The sequence below is a fragment of the Flavobacterium bomense genome, from assembly GCF_003970355.1.
This window is the reverse complement of sequence record NZ_RYDJ01000003.1, coordinates 67124-86665: the sequence shown is the minus strand read 5'-3', so window position 1 is coordinate 86665 and position 19542 is coordinate 67124. Positions and strand designations below refer to the sequence as shown.

The window sequence follows — 19542 nt, the reverse complement described above, 5'->3', positions numbered from 1 at the left end:
ATTAACCATATTTAAACCCAACTGGCCAATTTACCTATAAATTTACTATAAAACTTTGCGAAAATCAAACCTGATTTTAAGAACCATAGTAATTTGAATGTAAATCCTTTATTCACCTCTATATAGTCAATAAGCTGATGAATATAGATTGGATTATAGGTGATTACGAAAAAAGTTTTTGCAAGAAACAAGATGCTTTTTTTTGTGTGCAATTTGTTTTCCGATAAATAATTAAGAATTTTTATTCTAATAATTGAAGACGTCTTCCTCTTTTCAAAATATAAATCTTCACCCTGTGTTAGTGTAGTTGAATGTTTTCTATAAGAAAACAGATACTCATCCACCGCACAATAATTATTTGGATATTGATACCCAATCCTTGTGAAAAGTTCCCACTCTTCAGCATACATCAACGTTTCATCAAATCTAAATTGATTTAAAATTTTTATATTCCAAAGAGTACTTAAACTATTAATCCTTAAATCACCTAATAAAATGGCATCTCCTAAATGAGGATGTTCAAAATTAAAATCAGGTCTCATTATTTTTTTACTACCACTTTCACTTTCAAATAATGTTTCAAATTTACATGCCGTAAAATTCAATTTATCATTTTTAAAAAAAGGCGCTAATTGCAATTCTAATTTTCTGGGGTGCATTAAATCATCATCATCAAAAAACTGAATAAAAGCCCCTTTCGCAATATCTAATCCATAATTACGGCAGCCCGGCAGTCCTTTTTCATAGGGTTCAGGGCGTTTTAAAAATTGAAACCTGTCATCCTGCACCAATATTGGCGCAATTACTTCTCTGGTATTGTCAGATCCTCCATCATCTATAATCAAGCATTCCCAATTATCAAAAGTTTGCGTTTGTATCGATTGCAATGTTTCTAAAATAAAATGTGCCCGATTGTAGGTAGCCATAATGATCGTTACTTTTGGAAATACACTCATTTTACTACTGATTTAACCCATCGGAAAGGTTTCAAAATTGTCTTTCCAATTTTAAATTCTAAGCGATGCGTGTTTTTAATCTTTTCTGTTTCTTCCCTTTCAATTCTATTTAAAAGATGTGAAATAAATAATTCGTAATTTGCCTTATATAAATCTTGGTGTTTCATATAAATATATTTTAACAAATCATATTTAATTTTATTTGCTTTTGAAGTTGTTGAGTCATTTCTTAATCTGTAATTGAACAATGGCTCTTGTATCACAAATGCCTCTCCTCCGTCTTTCAACAATCGGATATAAAACTCCCAATCTTCAAAACCTTTTCTCATTTTTTCATCATAACCATTTACGTTTAAGAAATCCGATTTTAAAATCATGCAACTTCCTGTTGCTTGATTATTAGAAAGAAATGGCTTTATATTTCCTCCATAAGGCTTAAAAACATGAGCAATTTTATCGTCGATTACTCTATTTACAAACGACGATATTATTTTAACTTCTTTTCTACTTTCAAAAATGGCGACTGCCTTTTCACAAAAAGTGGGTTCAAAATAATCATCGCTGTCTAAAACCAATATATACTCCCCTTTTGCTTCTTTAATTCCAACATTACGCGCCGTACTTTGTCCTTGATTCTCTTGGGTAATTAATTTTGTGATTTTTGGCGCTAACTTTTTTAATACCGCTTTAGTTTCAGCATTAGAACCATCATCTACAACAATTACTTCTTTATTTGGGTAGGTTTGATTTAATGCCGAATTTACCGATTGCAGAATGTATTGTGCATCGTTGTAGCAAGGAATTATAATAGAAACTAGAGTATCAGAATGCATTTATTTAAAAAATTGGTTGAATTTGCGGCCTTTGGTTGAATTACTTAATTTAGAAACATAAAATTTCCTAAACTTGTTTAAAATAGTATTTTTTTCAAAAGTAGTCAAATTCAAAAAAGCTAAGGCAGAATCGCACAAGGATTTGTAATTTTGATTTACTACGTTAGGGAATTGCCCAAAACGATCTTGCATGGCGCCAATTTTATATCCCATTACATAACATCCTGCAGCTGCCGCCTCCAGAGATGTCATTGGACCACCTTCGATTTTTGAAGTAACTAGAAAAACATCAATATATTGATAAAAAGTATGAGTTTGTAGCGGACTAATAAATTCTTTTTTAAAAGTCACGAAATTGAATAGGTTACATTTTACAACCAATAATTCAAGCTCCTGTAGATATAGTAAATCTCCTTTTCCTTGAATGACTAATTTACATTTTTTTTGATTTTTGTTATTTAAAAAATCGAGTAAAAGTATCATGTCTTCGAGATTTTTTTCTCTTGATATTCTTCCCAAATAGCCAAAAACAAGAACATCCTGTTCATAAGTTCTTTGTGACAAACTAAGAAGATTAGTCTCGTTTAAGATTGCAATATCTAAAGCTACTGTATTTTTTAAAAAATTATTTCGTTCCCAAAACATTTTTTGTTCTTCATTAAAAACTATAATATTAGTAAACTTATTGTAAACAATTTGATGAAGCTTTGATAACAAATTAAAATGCCACATGGTAATCTTGGCAATATATTTTTTGTTTTGAAATTGAAATTGAAATACTGAAAAAAAATAAGTACATCCTGGATAAGTTAATATAAAAAAACTAGTGTATTGTAAAGAAATTAAAAACCAATATGCAGATTCTAATATTGGTTTTTCTAAACCAAACTTCTTAAGTATTTTATTAAGAAAAAGGATAGTCTTGAAATCAAAAAAAGTAGGATAATGTACAAAGCTGATATTTCGTTCTTCAATTATTTCTTTAAAAAAACTGGAACTACTTTTTCTAGGAGAAAAAATCGCAACTCTTTTATATTGATTCGAATCATAAAAATGTATTGCCGTTAAAACAGCTTCAATTTCTGTCCCTCCAATATTATCTAAAAACGGGGTACATACAATAATATTCTTACTTTTCTTAATCAATTGATTGTCCTAAAATTATCTTGATAAACTTCTTATTTATCTTCATAAAAAAATTAAAATCTAAAAACAATACACTCTTCAAATACAAATTTAAAAACAGAAACACATTTTGCTTTTTATGTTGGTAGGTATAACTTAAGAACCTCTCAACAATAATTTTTCTTGTATAAACATCAAATAAATAATACTTTATTTTTATTAAATATTCGAAAAATTCAAACCGTGCTAAAAACAAATCATTTTTATGTATCTCAGCTTTACCGGATAAACTTTCAGATGAAATTCTAACAAATACAACAGCGGAATTTGTACTGAAAATATTTTTCACTTTTGTTAAGTCTAAAACTATTTTATCATCACTATAAAAAGCGGATGGATAATTTGTAAATTTATGTTTTAAAAATTCATTTTTGTTAAAAACAAATTCTGACAAAGAGCCTCTTGCTTTACCTTTAATTTTTCTTGAAATGTATTGAATTCCTGTTTCAAATAATAGATTTGTACATAACTTAGACTCTTCACCATTAATCTGATCAATTACCCTAGTAGAATACCTCAGAACATTACAGTTTTCGTGAAATAAATTATAGTTCTCATAAAATTCAAATACAACATTTTTACTCAAATAATCATCGTCCCCCAATATCATAATCCATTCCTCTTTATTAGACAAAGCAATGCAGCGTTCCCATTGAAGAACCAATGATGTTCCTCCAAGATTACGTTCAAATCGATGATAAACAAATTCAAATTTACCTTTGTACTTTTCTAATAAATCACCTGGATTTTCAGTACTGGCATCATCACCAATATAAACTTTGAATCGTTTGTCTGTTTGATCGGCTAAAGACTCAATGGTTGCCTCAAAAAAAGTAATTTTATAATATGGAATGACTATTGCTAGCATTTATTTTAGCATTTGTTTCAAAAATTTAAAATGGTATCCTGTAATAGGCTTTAAAATAATTAATTGTATCCAAAGTAAGAAGGCTTGTTTTTTTAACCTGTAGTAAAGCAAACCTTTTATGAAATTTGTTCCGTTTTTAAACTCAAAATCCTTGCAGACTATTCCTTCTTCAACTTTTAAAGGGAGCAAATTCGAGTATATTTTGTGCATTATTATAGAGGTCAAATACCAATTTTTATCTAACTTTCCCAAAGAAAAATGTTCCACTACTATTGAATTAACCACTATAATACTATAACCCAGCTTGATGTACTCGAATGATATGTTCAAATCATAACAATGAAAACCCTTGGTAGATTCCTGAAAACGAAACTGTTTATCTCTTCGAGCAATCATAAAAAATCCATCTATTGCAACCACTTTTTCTATATTTTTATTCTTAAAACCTTGGTCCCAATCTTCAACATTGCCATTTCTTAAATGTTGTTTTAAATAAAGAAATTTATCCTCTTCTGGACAATCCCACCAAGCCGATGGCATCTTTGTTTTGGATTTAGCACCGGCAACCCCCAGCAACCCAAATTCTTCATTTTGGTCGAATAAATTCTTCACTAGTAGACCCCAATTTTGAGTATGCAATAAGACATCATCATGCATAAAGCACAAATAATCATTCCTACTTTTTTCTATCCCTAAATTATAGGCCTCAAAAATAGAATATTTATTGTTTGAATTATCAATGACAATTAATTCATAATCACAACCAATCGTGTTTTTTATATTCTCAGATAAATTAAAAGAAATGTTTTGGGTTCGAGAACAAATAATTATTGAAATCATCGCTTAATACCTAAAATTATTTGATGATAAGGTTTTACAAAAGTCAAATTAACTACCTTAATATCAAAATACTTATAGACATTTTGCAGTAATTTGAAGTCAAAAACATGATGGTGCAAGCATCTATTTTCGTGATTAGCAAAAGACCTTTTTTTAAATTGTTCTTTAGTTCCGGCAGCTAAATCCATATTCAAATCATGTAACTCTAAAATTTCGGTTAGGTGTGTCAAATCGGTTTCATTAATCCCATTATTTAAATCATTTTCAAAATGACCAAAAGTAGAGATAGGACGATTATGATCAAATGTATATCTTTTATCCGGTAAAATAAGTAAAATAGCACCGCCTTTTTTAATAACTCTCACCCATTCTTTAACTGTTTTTAACGTGTTGGCACAATGTTCTAAACAATGGCTTGCAATAAGGAAATCATATTTGTTATCAGGTATTTCTTTAAGGTTACTCGCTTCACAAATGTATTGGTGTCCTTTTTTACTTCCTAAATAATTAAAATTTTGGCCTTCAACAATAGTACCTTCCCAAATGGTTTGAGAACTGAAATTACATCCGTCTAAACTATCTATAACCTGATAAATTGGAATTTCTTTTGAAAAAATAGCACTAGGCCCTCCTATTTCTATCCCTATTTTTCCATTAAAATATTTTAAAAAAAGATCCATTCTTTTAATAGTCCTCCCTTTGTATGGAAAAAATTTATCTTTAACAAGACACTTTATACCATAATACCCAGTTGTTACATATGTTTTCAGTAATGTTTGAATTTTTGACATTATAATAGTATACATTGAATTGCAATTATTTTGTTTTGTAGCAAAAAATATTTAGCTGTAAATCCATTCCGAAGTTTAAATTTCTTTCTATAAATGGGTATTTTGCAGTATAAGCTTCTTTAATATGATAACTAAAACCTGCTTTTTGTACAATTTTCAAAATTTTATGCAAATTTTGCTCTCGATCTGGCATGCTGTGGTATTCAATAAAGAGATAATCAATATTTTTCAATTCATCCTCACAGTCTTTTATCACTTCGAATTCCGCTCCTTCTATGTCAATTTTTAAAAAATCAACCTTTCGTCCTTTCAAATATTTTTTTAAACTGGTACAAACTACTTTTTTGTATTTCCCTTTTGAAGTTTCTTCTTCTATTCTTCCTCCTGCACCTCCTTCAACAATAAATGACAAGGTGTCATCGCAATTCCAAACTGCCTTATTGATTAACTCTACATCATTATATCCAAATGATTCAACGTTTTTTTCCAAAAAACCAAAAATATGCTCATCTGCTTCAAAAGCAATTATAGAAGCATTGGGATATAATTGCTTAAAATAAATGATACTCATCCCTAAATTTGCCCCACAATCTATTATACAAGGATTAGGACGACTAGCCTTAAACTTATACATTTCAAGTTGAAACAATTCCTCGTTACACAAATTAAATGATGCGATATCATGGATATATAATTTTTTTCCTAAAAATTCTTTTTCAGTAGGCACAAATCGCGCTATTGCATTTGTACCCTGTTTTTTTCCAATTAAGAAATAATAAGGTGGTTTAAAATATTTTTTTAAAATTTTAATCATTTATCTAATATTACTAAATGTTTATTACAAAAAATACAATTACAATTTATAAAAATTTTTCATCTAAAAAATAGAATCCCATTTCCCTTTTCCAAATACTTGTCCGTAATTGTATAATCCATGAATGCTCAAACTAGATTTTTCATCTAAAATCTCAAACAGACAAACTTCATTTACTTCATCAATTCTTAATTGTTGAGGGACATGTATAAACGCATTTAAAAAATACTCACCTCTTACCAAAAATTCTGCTTCAATAGTTAATCGTATTTTTTCAGATTTAATCAGATTGGTTTCATATGAACATACTCTTTGACCATTCTTGCTGACAATTGTACAAAACATTTTGTAACGATTATTATCTTTTATTTCAAATTTTGAATTCAATTTAAAATCAATTACAATATTTTGATCATAATAAAAACGGCTTTCTAAGTTTCCTCCCTCATTATTGATATTTATTTCATCTATTACAATTTCGCTAAAGTCTTTCGAAATATCTCTTTTATAAAAAGATTCAAAATTTGAAGAAGCATTATGATATAAATCAACACTCTCCTCAATCCCCCCATCAAACACTACCTTCCCATTCTCTAACACAATTCCCCTAGTACACAAGCTCCGCACCGCCGCCATATTATGGCTCACAAACAAAACTGTTCTGCCTCCAGTTCTGGAAATATCCTGCATCTTGCCAATCGCTTTCTTTTGGAACTCGGCATCGCCTACGGCCAAAACCTCATCTACAATCAAAATTTCAGGCTCCAGAAATGCGGCTACGGCAAAAGCCAGTCGCACATACATTCCGCTGCTATAGCGTTTTACGGGGGTATCAATGTAGCGTTCGCAACCGGAGAAATCAATAATTTCATCAATCTTGGAGGTTATTTCTTTTTTGGTCATCCCTAAAATAGCCCCATTGAGATAAATATTTTCCCTGCCGGTCATTTCGCCATTAAATCCGGTTCCTACTTCAAGCAAGGAAGCCACACGGCCTCCAAACTTAATGCTTCCCGTTGTAGGTGCTGTAACACGGGATAATATTTTGAGCAAAGTAGACTTTCCTGCGCCATTCTTGCCAATAATCCCAAGAATCTCTCCCCGTTCTACTTCAAAATTAATATCCTGCAATGCCCAGACATAATCACTCGTACCTTTGGTACTGCGGTCATTGGTGTCGCCAATTTTGAGATACGGATTTTCCTTACCACGCACTTGATGCCACCAGCGGTTCAAATCATGCGCCATAGTACCCGTTCCTACCTGGCCCAGTCGGTATTGCTTGGAGATGTTTTCGGCTTTTAATATAATGTCTTTCATTTTTTGGAATCTTTTTTTTAAATGGGCCTTTTAATGAGCATTAGGTTGTACTATAAACGAACTTCACCACTCACTAATTGCCGCAATTAATTACTATAAAGATTCGTCAGTTCGAGTGGAGCAGCAATTTGCGATAGAAATTGCGGCGAAGTATCGAGAACTCTTCCGTTTTTCAGGCTTCTCGATACAATTTAGAATAGTAAAGCATTCGCATTACTATTCTAAATTACTCGAAGTGACGGACGAAACAGCTTATTCTTTTCTATTCGCTATCCCCTTTTCTCTATTTTCTTCTCCTCACTTCGCACACTAAAAACTCATCGTTTCATTTTCAACACACATCCTAAAGATTCCAAAACCAGCACATAATGGGTATTGGTCATTTCCTGAACTGTGGCTTTTTGGTCGGCAAAAGGTCCCGATTCTAATTGAATCTTTTCCCCAATTTGATATGAGGCCACAGTGAGATCAACACAATCCGAAGTGTTGAGCCATTTCTTGATGACTTCAATTTCTTCATCACGCACAATTGCTGGTTTTCCTAACCAATACAAATAGCGGACTGCGCCAACGGATTGAAACACCAAATTCCGTTTCGAATCTTCTAATTGTACAAAAACATAGGAATTAAAAAGAGGTACTTCCACTTTTTTCTTGCGGTCAGACCATTGTCGCATTTGGGTTACCAAAGGACAGTAGCATTCCACACCTATCTTTTGTAATTGTTCTGCCACTTTTTTTTCCCATTTGGGTTTTGTATACACTACATACCAATTCATCTTTTATCTTGTATTGCCATAAAATTAATTCTCCCTATCCGAATTCAGAATACACTTTTTGAATTATTTATTTAAAAACGGTTCTCAATACACGACACTTCGAGTGCGAAGCGTAGCGAGACGTTTTGTTCTATTTCATTACTTGAAAACTACTAGCAACCCGCTGAGCACAATTAGCTTTTAAATGTTTAACCGTTTAATTGTTTAACCGCTTACGAACCTATCGCCTGATACACAAAACCAATCGCTTTTAATTCCGGGCCGTTCAGCAAATTTCTACCATCAAAAATAAAAGCGGGTTTTTGCATCGAATCATATATTTTTTGCCAGTCGTAGTGGATAAATTCATCCCACTCTGTCAGTATCGCAATAGCGTGTGCCTGCTGACAGGCTTCGTACGGGTCCAAAAAGGAACGCACACTGTTCGCATTCGCCTCTGCATTTCTGGTTTCCAAATAATTTAAATCCCCCAAGATCTTCTTGTTAGAAACTTTAGGATCATACACCGCAATTTTTGCGTGTTCATTGATCAAATCATCAGCTACATAAATTGCTGCTGATTCTCTGGTATCATTCGTATCTTTCTTGAATGCCCAACCCAAAAAAGTAATTTTCTTATCGGAAACCGTATTGTAAAGCGTTTGAACAATAGAATTGGAGAAACGTCTTTTTTGATGGTCATTCATGATAATAACTTGCTCCCAATAATCTGCAACGGCATTCAAACCATAGGATTTTGCAATGTACACTAAATTTAAAATGTCCTTTTGAAAGCAAGAACCTCCAAAACCAACGGAGGCTTTTAGAAATTTAGATCCAATCCTGCTGTCCATTCCAATCGCTTTAGCGACTTCATTGACATCGGCTCCCGTTTTTTCACACAGTTCTGACATGGCATTGATGGAAGAAATACGTTGTGCCAAAAAAGCATTGGCGGTAAGCTTAGACAATTCAGAAGACCAAACATTAGTGGTCAATATTTTAGCGGCAGGCACCCAATTCGAATAGACATCGACTAAGGCCTGAATCGCTTTTTTACCTTCCTCCGAAGGATCGCCTCCAATAAGAATCCGATCCGGATGCAACAAATCAGTAACAGCTGTTCCCTCTGCTAAAAACTCAGGATTTGACAGGATTTGAAACTGTACTCCATTCCCGGTATTATCAAGTATACTCTTTATTGCTTCTGCAGTTCGCACCGGTAGTGTCGATTTCTCAACTACTATTTTATTATCTTTGGCTACACGTGCAATTTGTCTGGCACAAAGCTCTATGTATTTTAAATCAGCCGCCATCCCTTTTCCCTTACCATACGTTTTAGTGGGGGTATTCACGGAGATAAATATAATCTGGGCTTCGTCTATGGCTTTATCAACATTCGTAGAAAAAAACAAATTCCTTCCCCGGGCCTCGGCAACAATAACGTCCAATCCGGGTTCATATATAGGAATATTGGCCGTGTCGGTATCATTCCAAGCCGCAATGCGCTCTTCGTTCAAATCGACTACTGTAACTTGTATCTCCGGACATTTTTGAGCAATAACCGCCATCGTCGGACCACCAACATAGCCAGCTCCAATGCAACAAATTTTTGTGATTTTCATCTATATATTTTTTTATTTTTTTTAATCCCAGTACAAACGCGATTTATCGCCTCTCTACGGCATACGGTATTACGATAAATTATCCCAATACCAGTGCACCGCCTCTTTCAATCCTTCTTGCATGCCAAATTTTGGATTGTATCCCAGTAGGGCTTTTGCTTTATCAATACTAGCCAGGGAATGTGGAATATCACCCGCTCTGTTAGGACCATACACTACAGTAACGTTTGCAATTTCAGAATCGTATTTTGTTAAAAAATCTTTCAAATAGCCCACTAAATCATTCAACGTATTCCTATCGCCACACGCCGTGTTATACACCGTATTGATCGCTTCTGGATTTTGAGTTAACATCGCCAACTCATTCATTTGAATAACATTGTCAATATAAGTAAAATCGCGGGAATAATTCCCGTCACCATTTATTTTTGGGCTTTCGTGTTGCATGAATTGCATCACAAATTTCGGGATAACGGCTGCATAAGCGCCATTGGGATCTTGCTTCCGTCCAAAAACATTGAAATAACGCAGTCCTATGGTCTCTAAACCATAGGTTGTGCTAAAAATTTCGGCATACAATTCATTTACATATTTTGTTATTGCATACGGAGAAAGAGGCTTCCCAATAGTATTTTCTACTTTGGGCAACGCTTCTGAATCGCCGTAGGTAGAGGAACTTGCCGCATACACAAATCGCTTCACTTTTTCGTCTCTTGCTGCCACCAGCATATTCAAAAATCCGGATACATTCACGTCATTCGTGGTCACCGGATCATTGATAGAACGGGGAACAGATCCCAAAGCCGCCTGGTGCAACACATAATCTGCGCCTTTGACTGCTTTTTGACACTCTTCCGGATTCCGAATATCGCCTTCTATCAAACGAAAATCAGGATGGTTTATGCAGTCTTTTAAATTATGCAGGTGCCCGGTGGCAAAATTATCCAGGCAAACCACCTTATAGCCTTTAGACAAAAAATGGGCACACAGATTAGAGCCTATAAATCCCGCTCCTCCAGTGATTAACACTGTTTTTTTTATATCTTCTTTCATTTGATTTTTCTGTATTAAAAAAAATAAACCACTATAAATTAAAAGTTCATAGTTTTTGTTGGCAGACTTAAAGTCTACACGGTGGTATCCCTTATTTATTTGCCACGAATTTCACAAATTATCACGAATTAATTTGTGAAAATTTGTGAAATTCGTGGTAAAAGTTTTTGAATCTAAAAAGTAAATGCCCTAAAATGCATCTTTTTAACTATATCTGTAATCAATAAATTACTTTCTGGGTCTATTAAGTATTTTCTGAGCCACTCTTTCATACATACTTTTGGGTTTGTCTTCTTCGTAATAGTCATTAGTATAGGTACCATATCCGTAGCCATACCCCGTTCCGTATTTAGCTTTATTCTCCAGACCATTCAAAATTATACTGGCATTATTTAATTCCCCTCGTTTTATACGATTATTCAACAAGGTAATCATGTCTTTTTTAGTGAAATTCTGCCTCACAATATAAAGGGTAACATCACAATATTGTGCTAATTCTAGTGCATCTGACACTAACCCTACCGGAGGTGTATCTAATATTATATAATCGTATTTTTTCTTTAATTCTTCAATCAGCTCTCCCATTCCGTCACTCATGATCATCTCCGATGGATTGGGAGGAACCGGTCCGGAGAGAATCACATCCAGAAAAGGAATGTGGGTGTGATTTATAATTTCGTCAACCGTTTTTTGCTTGATCAGGTAATTTACAATCCCGGCTTCATTAGATAAATTAAATTCAGTAGCCAGTTTTGGTTTTCTTAAATCAAGGCCAATAACAACTGTTTTTTTCTCGCTCAGGGCAAATACAGTAGCGATATTTATGGAACAAAATGTTTTTCCTTCACCACTAACGGAGGAGGTTATCATCAGTGTTTTGGCACCGTCTACATTTTGTTGTTTGTACAAAAACTGGAGCGAGGACCGAATGGCTCTAAAAGATTCCGACAACGATGATTTAGGCCTGTCAAACACTGCTAAATTTGTATTTTCTTTATTGACACCGACTACGCCTATCAAAGGAATTTTTGTCAACTTACTGATGTCCTCCGTATTTTGAATCGAATTATTGACAAAAAAAATGCCAAATACAAAAATCAACGGAACAAGTATTCCCAGAAATAAGGCCAATATATAATTGACGGATGTTTTAGGGCCTATTAATCCGCCGCCAATATCCTTTGCGGGATCTATAAACTGAACATCCGATAGATTCGCTGCTTTGACAATATCTGCTTCACTTCTTTTTTGAAGAAAGGTGCTGTAAATATTATCACTCAAATCATATTTTCTTTTGATTTTAACGAGCTCTTGCTGGTCTTCCGGGAGTTGTTTTATGGTACTTTCGGCTTCATTAATTTTACTGATCACCATCGCTAAATCATATTGCAGCGAAGCTTTTGCAGTAGCTATATTTTCTAACAGTACATTTTTGACCGCCTCCATTTGATTGTCAAAATCCTTAAATATCTTCTCGCTTTTTACGGCATAGGCCATTTCGGATCTTTGGGTAGACAAGGCGATCAATTTTGAAACATTAACTACAATATTAGGATCTTCTATTCCCGCTACAGATGGCGCTGGAAGTTTTGCATAGTTGGTGCTGTTTTTCAAATAAGTCTTTAACGAATTGTAATAGGACAGTTTACGGGTCACTTCATCTTTGACTACATCAAATTCCAGAATCTTATCCGAGAATTTAGCACCACCCGCTTCAATATCATAAATATTTTTATCTTTTCTAAATGTTTTTAGCTCATTCCCGGTTTCTTTGAGCTGGGATTCCATGGCAATAAGTGTACTGTCTATAAAAGCAATCGTATTGGTAGCAAACTGGTTTTTACTATCTAACTGTCTTTTGATCAGCATTTCAACAGTCGAATTCAAATATTCGACCATTCTGGCTTTATTAGTACCCTGCATTCCCAGGGTAATTATAGAACCGCCTTTATCATCTGAGCGCAAACTGATCCCTTTATATTCGGCTACTGTTCCGTCAAAATCATTAAAACGCACAAAATATTCATTTCCTTTGTAAAAACCGGGATTGTCTTTTATTTGTAATTTCCAATTCAAAAAGGGTAATGAAACAGACTCTCCTACTTTGTATCTTTTTACAAAATCACCAATTTCGACTGCTGTATTGCCATAGGAATTATTGGAGTACGTGACGACCGAGACGTTTTGATTCCCAAATGGAATTCTGATTTCATATTCATTTTCGCTTAGAAACGTAATTCCAATTAAATTTCCTGCTAACTGCCCTTTCGATTTATCAATATTTACATAGAATGGAACTGCTCCGTAGGCATCTACCATATTGTATTCGCCCTGAACTAAGTAATCAATATAATACTGCAGTTTATCTACCACTAACTCATTGTGTGATCTGGATTGCAGTGTTGTAGAGATGGATTGAACCTGATCAGAGGTACCGCCCCAATTAAAAACCAAACTGGTATTAGAAGTAAAAAGAGGGTTACTTTCCTCCTTTACGGCAATGAGGGTCTCCATGCCATATATTTTTTCTTTACGGATGTTGACCTGATAGGCAATAGTAAAAGTGATTATTAAACTCAGTAAAAACCACTTCCAATAACTTCCGATTTTCATTAAAAATCCCTTAAAATCAAAACTGACTTGATTTTCAAAAATCGAAAAATCTTTTATATCTAACATTTTCTGAATGCTGTTTTAATTTCTTAATAGTAGAAAGGTCGTTGTGGCCAAAGACAGCAACGTAATAATAGTCCCTAAGGATTCAATTCCTGTTTTCCCGGTTCCCCAGGTTTTTTGCTTGAGCGGTTTGATATAAACATAATCATTAGGTTGTAAGTAATAATAAGGAGATTGCATCACATTGATGTCCGTCAAGTCCAGATCATGCATTTGAACTCCTGTTGGTGTTTTTCGTATGATGGTAACTGCTTTTCGGTCTCCTATTATAGAGATATCTCCGGCATTTGCTATGGCTTCCATTATATTTACTTGCTCTTGAAATAATGTTTTTGTTCCCGTGCTGCCAATTTCCCCGTTGATCGTATATCTAAACCCCGATAATTTTACGGTTACAAAAATATTAGCTTCGGCATTAAAATACTCCGCTAACAATTGCTTTTCGATTCTCACTCTGATTTCATCCAGCGTGTAACCAATAACATTTAATTCTCCTAAGACCGGAACCCTTATATTTCCATGATCGTCTACTGTAAATCCATCAAAATACAATGCGGATTCTGATTTTCCTACCGAACCGACTTCGCTTGTAGGACTAAAAATAGCAACTAATTTAGGATCTATCGCTTTTATAGTAATACTCAACACATCATTTGTTTGCAACCGATAAGGCTTAGATCCTACCACAGCAATAGTAGATTCTTGTACTGAGGTATCCTTTTTCTGAAGATAAATTAAATCTTTAGTAGGGATGCAGGAAAAAAGCAACACACTTATAACTAACAACAAACAGAGTACCGACTTGCTCATTTACAATATTTTTAAGCGACAAATATAACTTTTCATTTACGATTTAAAAAGCAACATTATTCATTAAACAAATTAATTATTTTTAAAAGTCTTTTCAAAAGGAACTCTTTGCAAAATACTCCTGCCCAGGGTAACTTCATCCGCATATTCCAGCTCATCACCTACTGAAATTCCTCTGGCGATTGTTGATATAATAATCCCGCAATCCCCAATTTGTTTGTAAATATAAAAATTGGTAGTATCTCCCTCCATTGTGGAGCTTAACGCAAATATAATCTCATTGACACTACCGGATTTTACTTTTTCAACTACAGTATTGATGTTCAACTGACTGGGGCCCACGCCGTCAATAGGTGAAATTTTACCGCCCAAAACATGATAAATTCCTCTGAATTGTCCTGTATTCTCGATCGCCATAACATCCCGGATATCCTCCACAATACAAACAATTTGATGATTTCTGTTTTTGTTGGCACAAATTTCACACAACGCACTGTCCGATATATTATGGCAACTCGCACAATACTTTATATCCTCCCGCATTGCCACCAAGGCTTGCGCTAGAAATCCTGTTTGCTCTTTGGGCTGTTTTAATAAATGCAACACCAGTCGCAGTGCAGTTCGCTTACCAATTCCTGGCAACTGAGACATTTCATTGACTGCCCTTTCTATTAATTTTGAAGAAAATTCCATAACTGCAAATGTAGCAATTTGTTTATTTGTTTAATCGGTTATTTCTTGAATCGATTGTATACTTTAGTTATTCGATTTTAGTCCGCCGTTTTTTCTACTATTGGGCGCAATGTCATTAAGGCTGCGCTGTTTCCGCCCTCACTTCGAGTACTTTTGAATAGTAATGCGAAAGCGTTACTGATTAAAATTGTGTCGAGAAGCTATCAAAACGTTAGGATTCTTGATGCCCGGTAGAAATTTTTCCTGTCACAAATTTTTCTCACCTCGAACTGATGAAAAAAACTTAATGCCCTTTTTATCGAGTGCAGTCGATAGGCAACAAGGGTTCTCGGCTACACCCAAACTGACAAATGGAGTCGCTTGCAAAAGCCATTATATAAAAAAGAATCCTTTTTCAACAGAAATGCTTTGGACGTAAAGCAATACTTTTAGTAGGCGATATTAAAATAAAATCGTTTATAATGTTGCATACAAACCAATTAAGCAGTAGCTATTCGTGATATGCCAAAGGGAATCCGGATCCAGAAATGACTCATTAAACAAAAAATCGTATTTTGCTGCCTGTAAACTCAAAAAAATGACACCATTCACCATTCTATCGTTAATTGTAATCTACTTCGGGATTTTATTTTTGATTTCCCATTTTGTAAGTAGAAAAGACAGTGGCAATGAGGCTTTTTTCAAAGCCAATAAAAACTCAAAATGGTATTTAGTGGCTTTCGGGATGATTGGGACTGCGCTTTCCGGGGTAACTTTTATTTCGGTGCCGGGAGAAGTGGGTGCGCCAAACGGAGAACAATTCAAGTATTTTCAGTTTGTTCTGGGAAATGCCATTGGCTTTATAGTTATTGCAAAAGTGCTGTTGCCTCTGTACTACCGGATGAATCTGACTTCGATTTACGGCTATATCGAGCAGCGATTGGGGTTGTATTCCTATAAAACTGCCGCAACAATTTTCCTGATCAGCCGAACAATAGGCTCTGCGTTTCGATTGTATCTTGTGGTGATCGTTTTACAACGCTACGTTTTTGACTTTTACAACATTCCCTTTGCCTTTACCGTGCTGATTTCGCTGGCTTTAATTTTTGCATATACCTATCGTGGCGGACTCAAAACCATTATCATTACGGATACCTTACAAACTTTTTTCTTAGTGACCTCTGTTTTTATGACTCTTTTCTTTATTTGCAGAAGCTTGAATTTAAATGCTTTTGAAGCTTTTGAAACCGTAAAAAACAGTAACTATTCGAAAGTATTTTTCTTTGAGGATTTCGTGTCGAGTAAGTTCCATTTTATCAAACAAATTCTGGGAGGGATTTTTGTAACCATTGCCATGGTAGGTCTGGATCAGGATTTAATGCAAAAAAACCTGAGTTGTGCCACCATTGGTGAAGCTCAAAAAAACATGTTCACATTTACCGGAATATTTGTACTTATCAATATATTTTTCCTGAGCGTAGGTGCGCTACTGTATGTTTATGCCGCTAAAAACGGGGTTGAAATCCCCACCGATTTAAACACCGGAAAGCCCAGAACCGATTTGCTTTTCCCGGAAATTGCTTTTAATCACCTGGCTCTGATACCTTCAGTTATATTCTTATTGGGATTGACGGCCGCAACTTTTGCTACGACTGACTCTGCATTAACAGCGCTTACGACTTCGTTTTGTGTGGATTTTTTAGGAATGGACAAAGCGGAGAATCTGAACAAACCTAATGTAGTCCGAGACAGACATCTGGTTCATGTTGCGTTTTCCTTTTTGATGTTTCTGGTCATTATTTTCTTTAATTCCATAAATGACAGTTCCGTAGTAGGAATGATTTTCAGGGTGGCCTCCTACACGTATGGACCACTTTTAGGATTGTATTGTTTCGGGCTGTTTGCACAGTCAAAAACGGTCAAAGACAAACTGGTCCCGATAATTTGTTTGTTGTCTCCTGCACTCACATACCTTATCAGCGAACATTCAAAAACATTGTTTTTTGGATACGTCTTTGACAATGAGCTGATCATTGTAAACGGGCTTATTACTTTTCTTGGATTGTGGTTGATTAGCAAAAAAGCGGCTTCAGAAACACGATTTTAGTTTTAGCCCAGATGGCAGCGGCATCCTTTTCTTGTCCCGTTTTAAAAACGGGACAAGAAAAGATATAGCGAACAGCTGGAGGTAGCTCCAAAAAAAATATTAATACTGGTTAGTAGTCAATAATACTAAGGTACAGGCTATTTCTACTTTGATATCATTCAGCTTCAGCAATTGGTACAATTCTGGATTTTCAGTTCCCGGATTAAAAATAACACGTTTAGGTTTAGCCTCGACGATATAATTGTAATAATCGCGCTGACGTGCAGGGTTCAAATAAAGGGTAACGGTATCTATATTTTTTATGGGAATGGCTTTGGTCTGGATTTTCACACCGGCCACTTCACCAGCATTTTGTCCTAAAGCAAGCACCGAATGTCCTTTGTCTACCAACATAGTGATCGCTTTGAAGGCGTATTTCTCTGGTTTAGTAGTTGCTCCCAGAACTAGTGTTTTTTTATTCTTTGTCATTTTCTATAAGTATATGCAGCAAAAGTAATCAAAAAGGTTTGTCCGTTTCGGAATTTTCAAGTTTAGTTATCAATGCAATAAAAACATTTCCCTAACATTAAAAAGTAAAAAAAGAGTATTTTTACACCCTTAAATATAAAATATGGATCTTTTTATTTATCTGTTTGTCGCACTTTTCTCCGTGTTGAACCCTATTGGTACTGTTCCTATTTTTGTAGGACTTACACAACATGACACAAAAAAAGAACGTTCCAGGATTTCATTGTGGACAGCGATAAATGTGTTTATCATCTTAATTGTCTCTTTTTTTATTGGGCAATATATGCTGATTTTTTTTGGCATTAGCATCGATGCGCTTCGAATTGCCGGAGGACTTATCATAGTAAACTCGGGATTTTCATTGCTCTCGGGACAATTTAACAAAAAGAGGGGGATCACCAAAAAAGCAGAAAACGATGCTCAAAAAAGAAATGACATCGCTCTGACTCCACTAGCTATCCCTATGCTAGCCGGACCTGGATCTATTTCGCTGCTGATTGCTTTTTATCAGGAACACAATACAACTAGCGAAATTATCATTTCATCCTTTGCCATTCTTGCTATCGCAGTTGCTATTTTCATCATCTTGAAAAGTGCTCATTATTTAGCAAAAATACTTGGAGAATCCGGAATTGTAGCGATCTCCAGAATCATTGGTTTTATTGTAATTGCTATAGGAATCCAATATATTGTAAGTGCGATTATCAATATTATTAAAGGCAATTTGATCTAAGATTAAATTCAGGCAAAACGCAGTGTATTTGCCTGAATTGTACAATTATTTTCTTGGCAAAAAGATCTCAGCCATCATACATCTGGCACTGCCACCCCCACATGCTTCAATAGTATCCAGGCTCGAACTCAAAATTTCAGCATGTCGCTCCAGTTGTTCAATTTGTTTTGAAGTCAAACTCTGATGTGCAGCAGCACTCATCACTAAATATCGTTTGTCCTTTGCCCCACGAATTTCAAGCATGTTTCCTGCAAAAGTATTCATTTGGGCTTCCGTAATTAAAATGATTTCTTTCCCGTTTTCTTTTAGGCTATCCAGGACCATTTTACGTTCTTTTTTATCATCAATACACTCCGAACAAATCACAGCAAAAGTGTCCCCCAGACACATCATCACATTGGTATGGTAGATCAATTTTCGTTCCGAACCGACGGTTTGAAATGCTTCAAAAATAACTGGAGCATAGTCAAAATCCTCACAGAATTCGATAAACAACTCTTCATCAGCCCTTGGTGACAAAGCGCAATATGCTTTAGCATTAGTTCTATCCAAAAGCAAACTTCCTGTTCCTTCCAAATAGAATCCATCTTCCTCTGCCGATGTATAATCAACAATATTATGAATCACAAATCCTTTGTCTTCCAGAACATCTAAAATATCTTCGCGGCGCTCGTGACGGCGATTTTCAGCAAACATAGGATATAAAGCCACATCTCCATTCTCGTGAAAAGAAATCCAGTTGTTTGGAAAAACACTATCTGGTGTATCTGGATTCAGGGTATCATCAACAACCGTAACATCAACCCCGACTGCTGTTAGTTTTTCGACAAAAGCATCAAATTCTTGTTGTGCTTTAGCGTTTACCGTTGCAGGCAAAAGACCGTCTACTACTTTTTGGTAATAATTATTTACTGCCGTTTGTTCGTTCATTCTAAACGCTACTGGGCGAATCATCAATATCGAATTTGTTGTTTGTTTCATGGTTTTTTGTGTT

Annotated in this window: 18 protein-coding genes; 2 read left to right on the top strand and 16 right to left on the bottom strand. The window is 34.8% G+C overall.

The genetic code is table 11. The annotated features are described in order from the left end of the window. Window positions 1-11: 11 nt before the first annotated feature. From EKL98_RS04415 to recR, 14 genes are all read right to left on the bottom strand, one after another. Entirely contained in the window at window positions 12-956 is a 945-nt protein-coding gene (locus EKL98_RS04415; RefSeq protein WP_126561636.1) for a glycosyltransferase family 2 protein, read from the bottom strand. Further along, window positions 953-1789 carry a glycosyltransferase family 2 protein gene (locus EKL98_RS04410; protein WP_126561635.1) on the bottom strand — a complete coding sequence of 279 codons (837 nt, stop codon included), beginning with the start codon at window positions 1787-1789 and terminating at the stop codon, window positions 953-955. The genes EKL98_RS04415 and EKL98_RS04410 overlap by 4 nt, the downstream gene beginning before the upstream one ends. Further along, window positions 1790-2935 (bottom strand): glycosyltransferase, encoded by a 1146-nt coding sequence (locus tag EKL98_RS04405; protein WP_126516605.1) that lies wholly within the window; start codon window positions 2933-2935, stop codon window positions 1790-1792. It abuts the gene before it with no gap. Then, complete coding sequence (locus EKL98_RS04400; protein WP_126554507.1) at window positions 2928-3842, bottom strand: glycosyltransferase family 2 protein; 915 nt, start codon at window positions 3840-3842, stop codon at window positions 2928-2930. Before EKL98_RS04400 ends, EKL98_RS04405 begins: the two co-directional genes overlap by 8 nt. Continuing rightward, entirely contained in the window at window positions 3843-4682 is an 840-nt protein-coding gene (locus tag EKL98_RS04395) for a glycosyltransferase (protein WP_126516607.1), read from the bottom strand. After that, window positions 4679-5473 (bottom strand): methyltransferase domain-containing protein, encoded by a 795-nt coding sequence (locus EKL98_RS04390; protein ID WP_158614911.1) that lies wholly within the window; start codon window positions 5471-5473, stop codon window positions 4679-4681. The genes EKL98_RS04395 and EKL98_RS04390 overlap by 4 nt, the downstream gene beginning before the upstream one ends. 25 nt (window positions 5474-5498) lie before the next feature. After that, window positions 5499-6287 (bottom strand): FkbM family methyltransferase, encoded by a 789-nt coding sequence (locus tag EKL98_RS04385; RefSeq protein WP_126561634.1) that lies wholly within the window; start codon window positions 6285-6287, stop codon window positions 5499-5501. 63 nt (window positions 6288-6350) lie between these two features. Further along, window positions 6351-7607 carry an ABC transporter ATP-binding protein gene (locus tag EKL98_RS04380; RefSeq protein WP_126561633.1) on the bottom strand — a complete coding sequence of 419 codons (1257 nt, stop codon included), beginning with the start codon at window positions 7605-7607 and terminating at the stop codon, window positions 6351-6353. Window positions 7608-7924: 317 nt separating this feature from the next. Beyond that, window positions 7925-8386, bottom strand: coding sequence for a UpxY family transcription antiterminator (locus EKL98_RS04375; protein WP_126561632.1), 462 nt, complete (start codon window positions 8384-8386; stop codon window positions 7925-7927). A 212-nt stretch (window positions 8387-8598) separates the two neighbouring features. Further along, window positions 8599-9990 (bottom strand): nucleotide sugar dehydrogenase, encoded by a 1392-nt coding sequence (locus tag EKL98_RS04370; RefSeq protein WP_126458943.1) that lies wholly within the window; start codon window positions 9988-9990, stop codon window positions 8599-8601. Window positions 9991-10059: 69 nt separating this feature from the next. Then, window positions 10060-11043: an SDR family oxidoreductase gene (locus tag EKL98_RS04365; RefSeq protein WP_126458940.1), complete on the bottom strand. Its 984-nt coding sequence runs from the start codon at window positions 11041-11043 to the stop codon at window positions 10060-10062. A 228-nt stretch (window positions 11044-11271) separates the two neighbouring features. Further along, window positions 11272-13722 (bottom strand): polysaccharide biosynthesis tyrosine autokinase, encoded by a 2451-nt coding sequence (locus EKL98_RS04360; protein ID WP_126561631.1) that lies wholly within the window; start codon window positions 13720-13722, stop codon window positions 11272-11274. Window positions 13723-13737: 15 nt separating this feature from the next. Further along, on the bottom strand, window positions 13738-14529 hold the full coding sequence (locus EKL98_RS04355) for a polysaccharide biosynthesis/export family protein (protein ID WP_126561630.1): 792 nt from the start codon (window positions 14527-14529) through the stop codon (window positions 13738-13740). A 72-nt stretch (window positions 14530-14601) separates the two neighbouring features. Beyond that, entirely contained in the window at window positions 14602-15222 is a 621-nt protein-coding gene (gene recR, locus EKL98_RS04350; RefSeq protein ID WP_126451855.1) for a recombination mediator RecR, read from the bottom strand. Between the two features lie 577 nt (window positions 15223-15799). Between recR and EKL98_RS04345 the strand changes: the two genes are divergently transcribed. Continuing rightward, on the top strand, window positions 15800-17308 hold the full coding sequence (locus EKL98_RS04345; RefSeq protein ID WP_126458931.1) for a sodium:solute symporter: 1509 nt from the start codon (window positions 15800-15802) through the stop codon (window positions 17306-17308). A 99-nt stretch (window positions 17309-17407) separates the two neighbouring features. Here the strand turns inward: EKL98_RS04345 and EKL98_RS04340 are convergent, their stop codons facing one another. After that, a complete protein-coding gene (locus EKL98_RS04340; protein WP_126458928.1) occupies window positions 17408-17776 on the bottom strand; it encodes a CoA-binding protein in 369 nt (122 codons plus the stop codon). A gap of 142 nt (window positions 17777-17918) precedes the next feature. Here EKL98_RS04340 and EKL98_RS04335 point away from each other — a divergent pair, with 142 nt between their 5' ends. After that, entirely contained in the window at window positions 17919-18548 is a 630-nt protein-coding gene (locus tag EKL98_RS04335) for a MarC family NAAT transporter (RefSeq protein WP_126451852.1), read from the top strand. 45 nt (window positions 18549-18593) lie between these two features. Here EKL98_RS04335 and ctlX read toward each other — a convergent pair whose 3' ends face one another. Further along, the gene (gene ctlX / locus EKL98_RS04330) at window positions 18594-19529 is read right to left on the bottom strand and encodes a citrulline utilization hydrolase CtlX (RefSeq protein WP_126458924.1); all 936 of its coding nucleotides are present in this window, start codon (window positions 19527-19529) and stop codon (window positions 18594-18596) included. Between the last annotated feature and the right edge of the window lie 13 nt (window positions 19530-19542).

Bases quoted from the DNA above. Each gene is read 5' to 3' on its own strand.
- EKL98_RS04415 (WP_126561636.1), bottom strand. From the start codon at position 956: ATGAGTGTATTTCCAAAAGTAACGATCATTATGGCTACCTACAATCGG.
- EKL98_RS04385 (WP_126561634.1), bottom strand. From the start codon at position 6,287: ATGATTAAAATTTTAAAAAAATATTTTAAACCACCTTATTATTTCTTA.
- EKL98_RS04345 (WP_126458931.1), top strand. From the start codon at position 15,800: ATGACACCATTCACCATTCTATCGTTAATTGTAATCTACTTCGGGATT.
- EKL98_RS04355 (WP_126561630.1), bottom strand. From the start codon at position 14,529: ATGAGCAAGTCGGTACTCTGTTTGTTGTTAGTTATAAGTGTGTTGCTT.
- EKL98_RS04370 (WP_126458943.1), bottom strand. From the start codon at position 9,990: ATGAAAATCACAAAAATTTGTTGCATTGGAGCTGGCTATGTTGGTGGT.
- EKL98_RS04340 (WP_126458928.1), bottom strand. From the start codon at position 17,776: ATGACAAAGAATAAAAAAACACTAGTTCTGGGAGCAACTACTAAACCA.
- EKL98_RS04380 (WP_126561633.1), bottom strand. From the start codon at position 7,607: ATGAAAGACATTATATTAAAAGCCGAAAACATCTCCAAGCAATACCGA.
- EKL98_RS04390 (WP_158614911.1), bottom strand. From the start codon at position 5,473: ATGTCAAAAATTCAAACATTACTGAAAACATATGTAACAACTGGGTAT.
- recR (WP_126451855.1), bottom strand. From the start codon at position 15,222: ATGGAATTTTCTTCAAAATTAATAGAAAGGGCAGTCAATGAAATGTCT.
- EKL98_RS04395 (WP_126516607.1), bottom strand. From the start codon at position 4,682: ATGATTTCAATAATTATTTGTTCTCGAACCCAAAACATTTCTTTTAAT.
- EKL98_RS04365 (WP_126458940.1), bottom strand. From the start codon at position 11,043: ATGAAAGAAGATATAAAAAAAACAGTGTTAATCACTGGAGGAGCGGGA.
- EKL98_RS04400 (WP_126554507.1), bottom strand. From the start codon at position 3,842: ATGCTAGCAATAGTCATTCCATATTATAAAATTACTTTTTTTGAGGCA.
- EKL98_RS04360 (WP_126561631.1), bottom strand. From the start codon at position 13,722: ATGTTAGATATAAAAGATTTTTCGATTTTTGAAAATCAAGTCAGTTTT.
- EKL98_RS04410 (WP_126561635.1), bottom strand. From the start codon at position 1,789: ATGCATTCTGATACTCTAGTTTCTATTATAATTCCTTGCTACAACGAT.
- EKL98_RS04375 (WP_126561632.1), bottom strand. From the start codon at position 8,386: ATGAATTGGTATGTAGTGTATACAAAACCCAAATGGGAAAAAAAAGTG.
- ctlX (WP_126458924.1), bottom strand. From the start codon at position 19,529: ATGAAACAAACAACAAATTCGATATTGATGATTCGCCCAGTAGCGTTT.
- EKL98_RS04335 (WP_126451852.1), top strand. From the start codon at position 17,919: ATGGATCTTTTTATTTATCTGTTTGTCGCACTTTTCTCCGTGTTGAAC.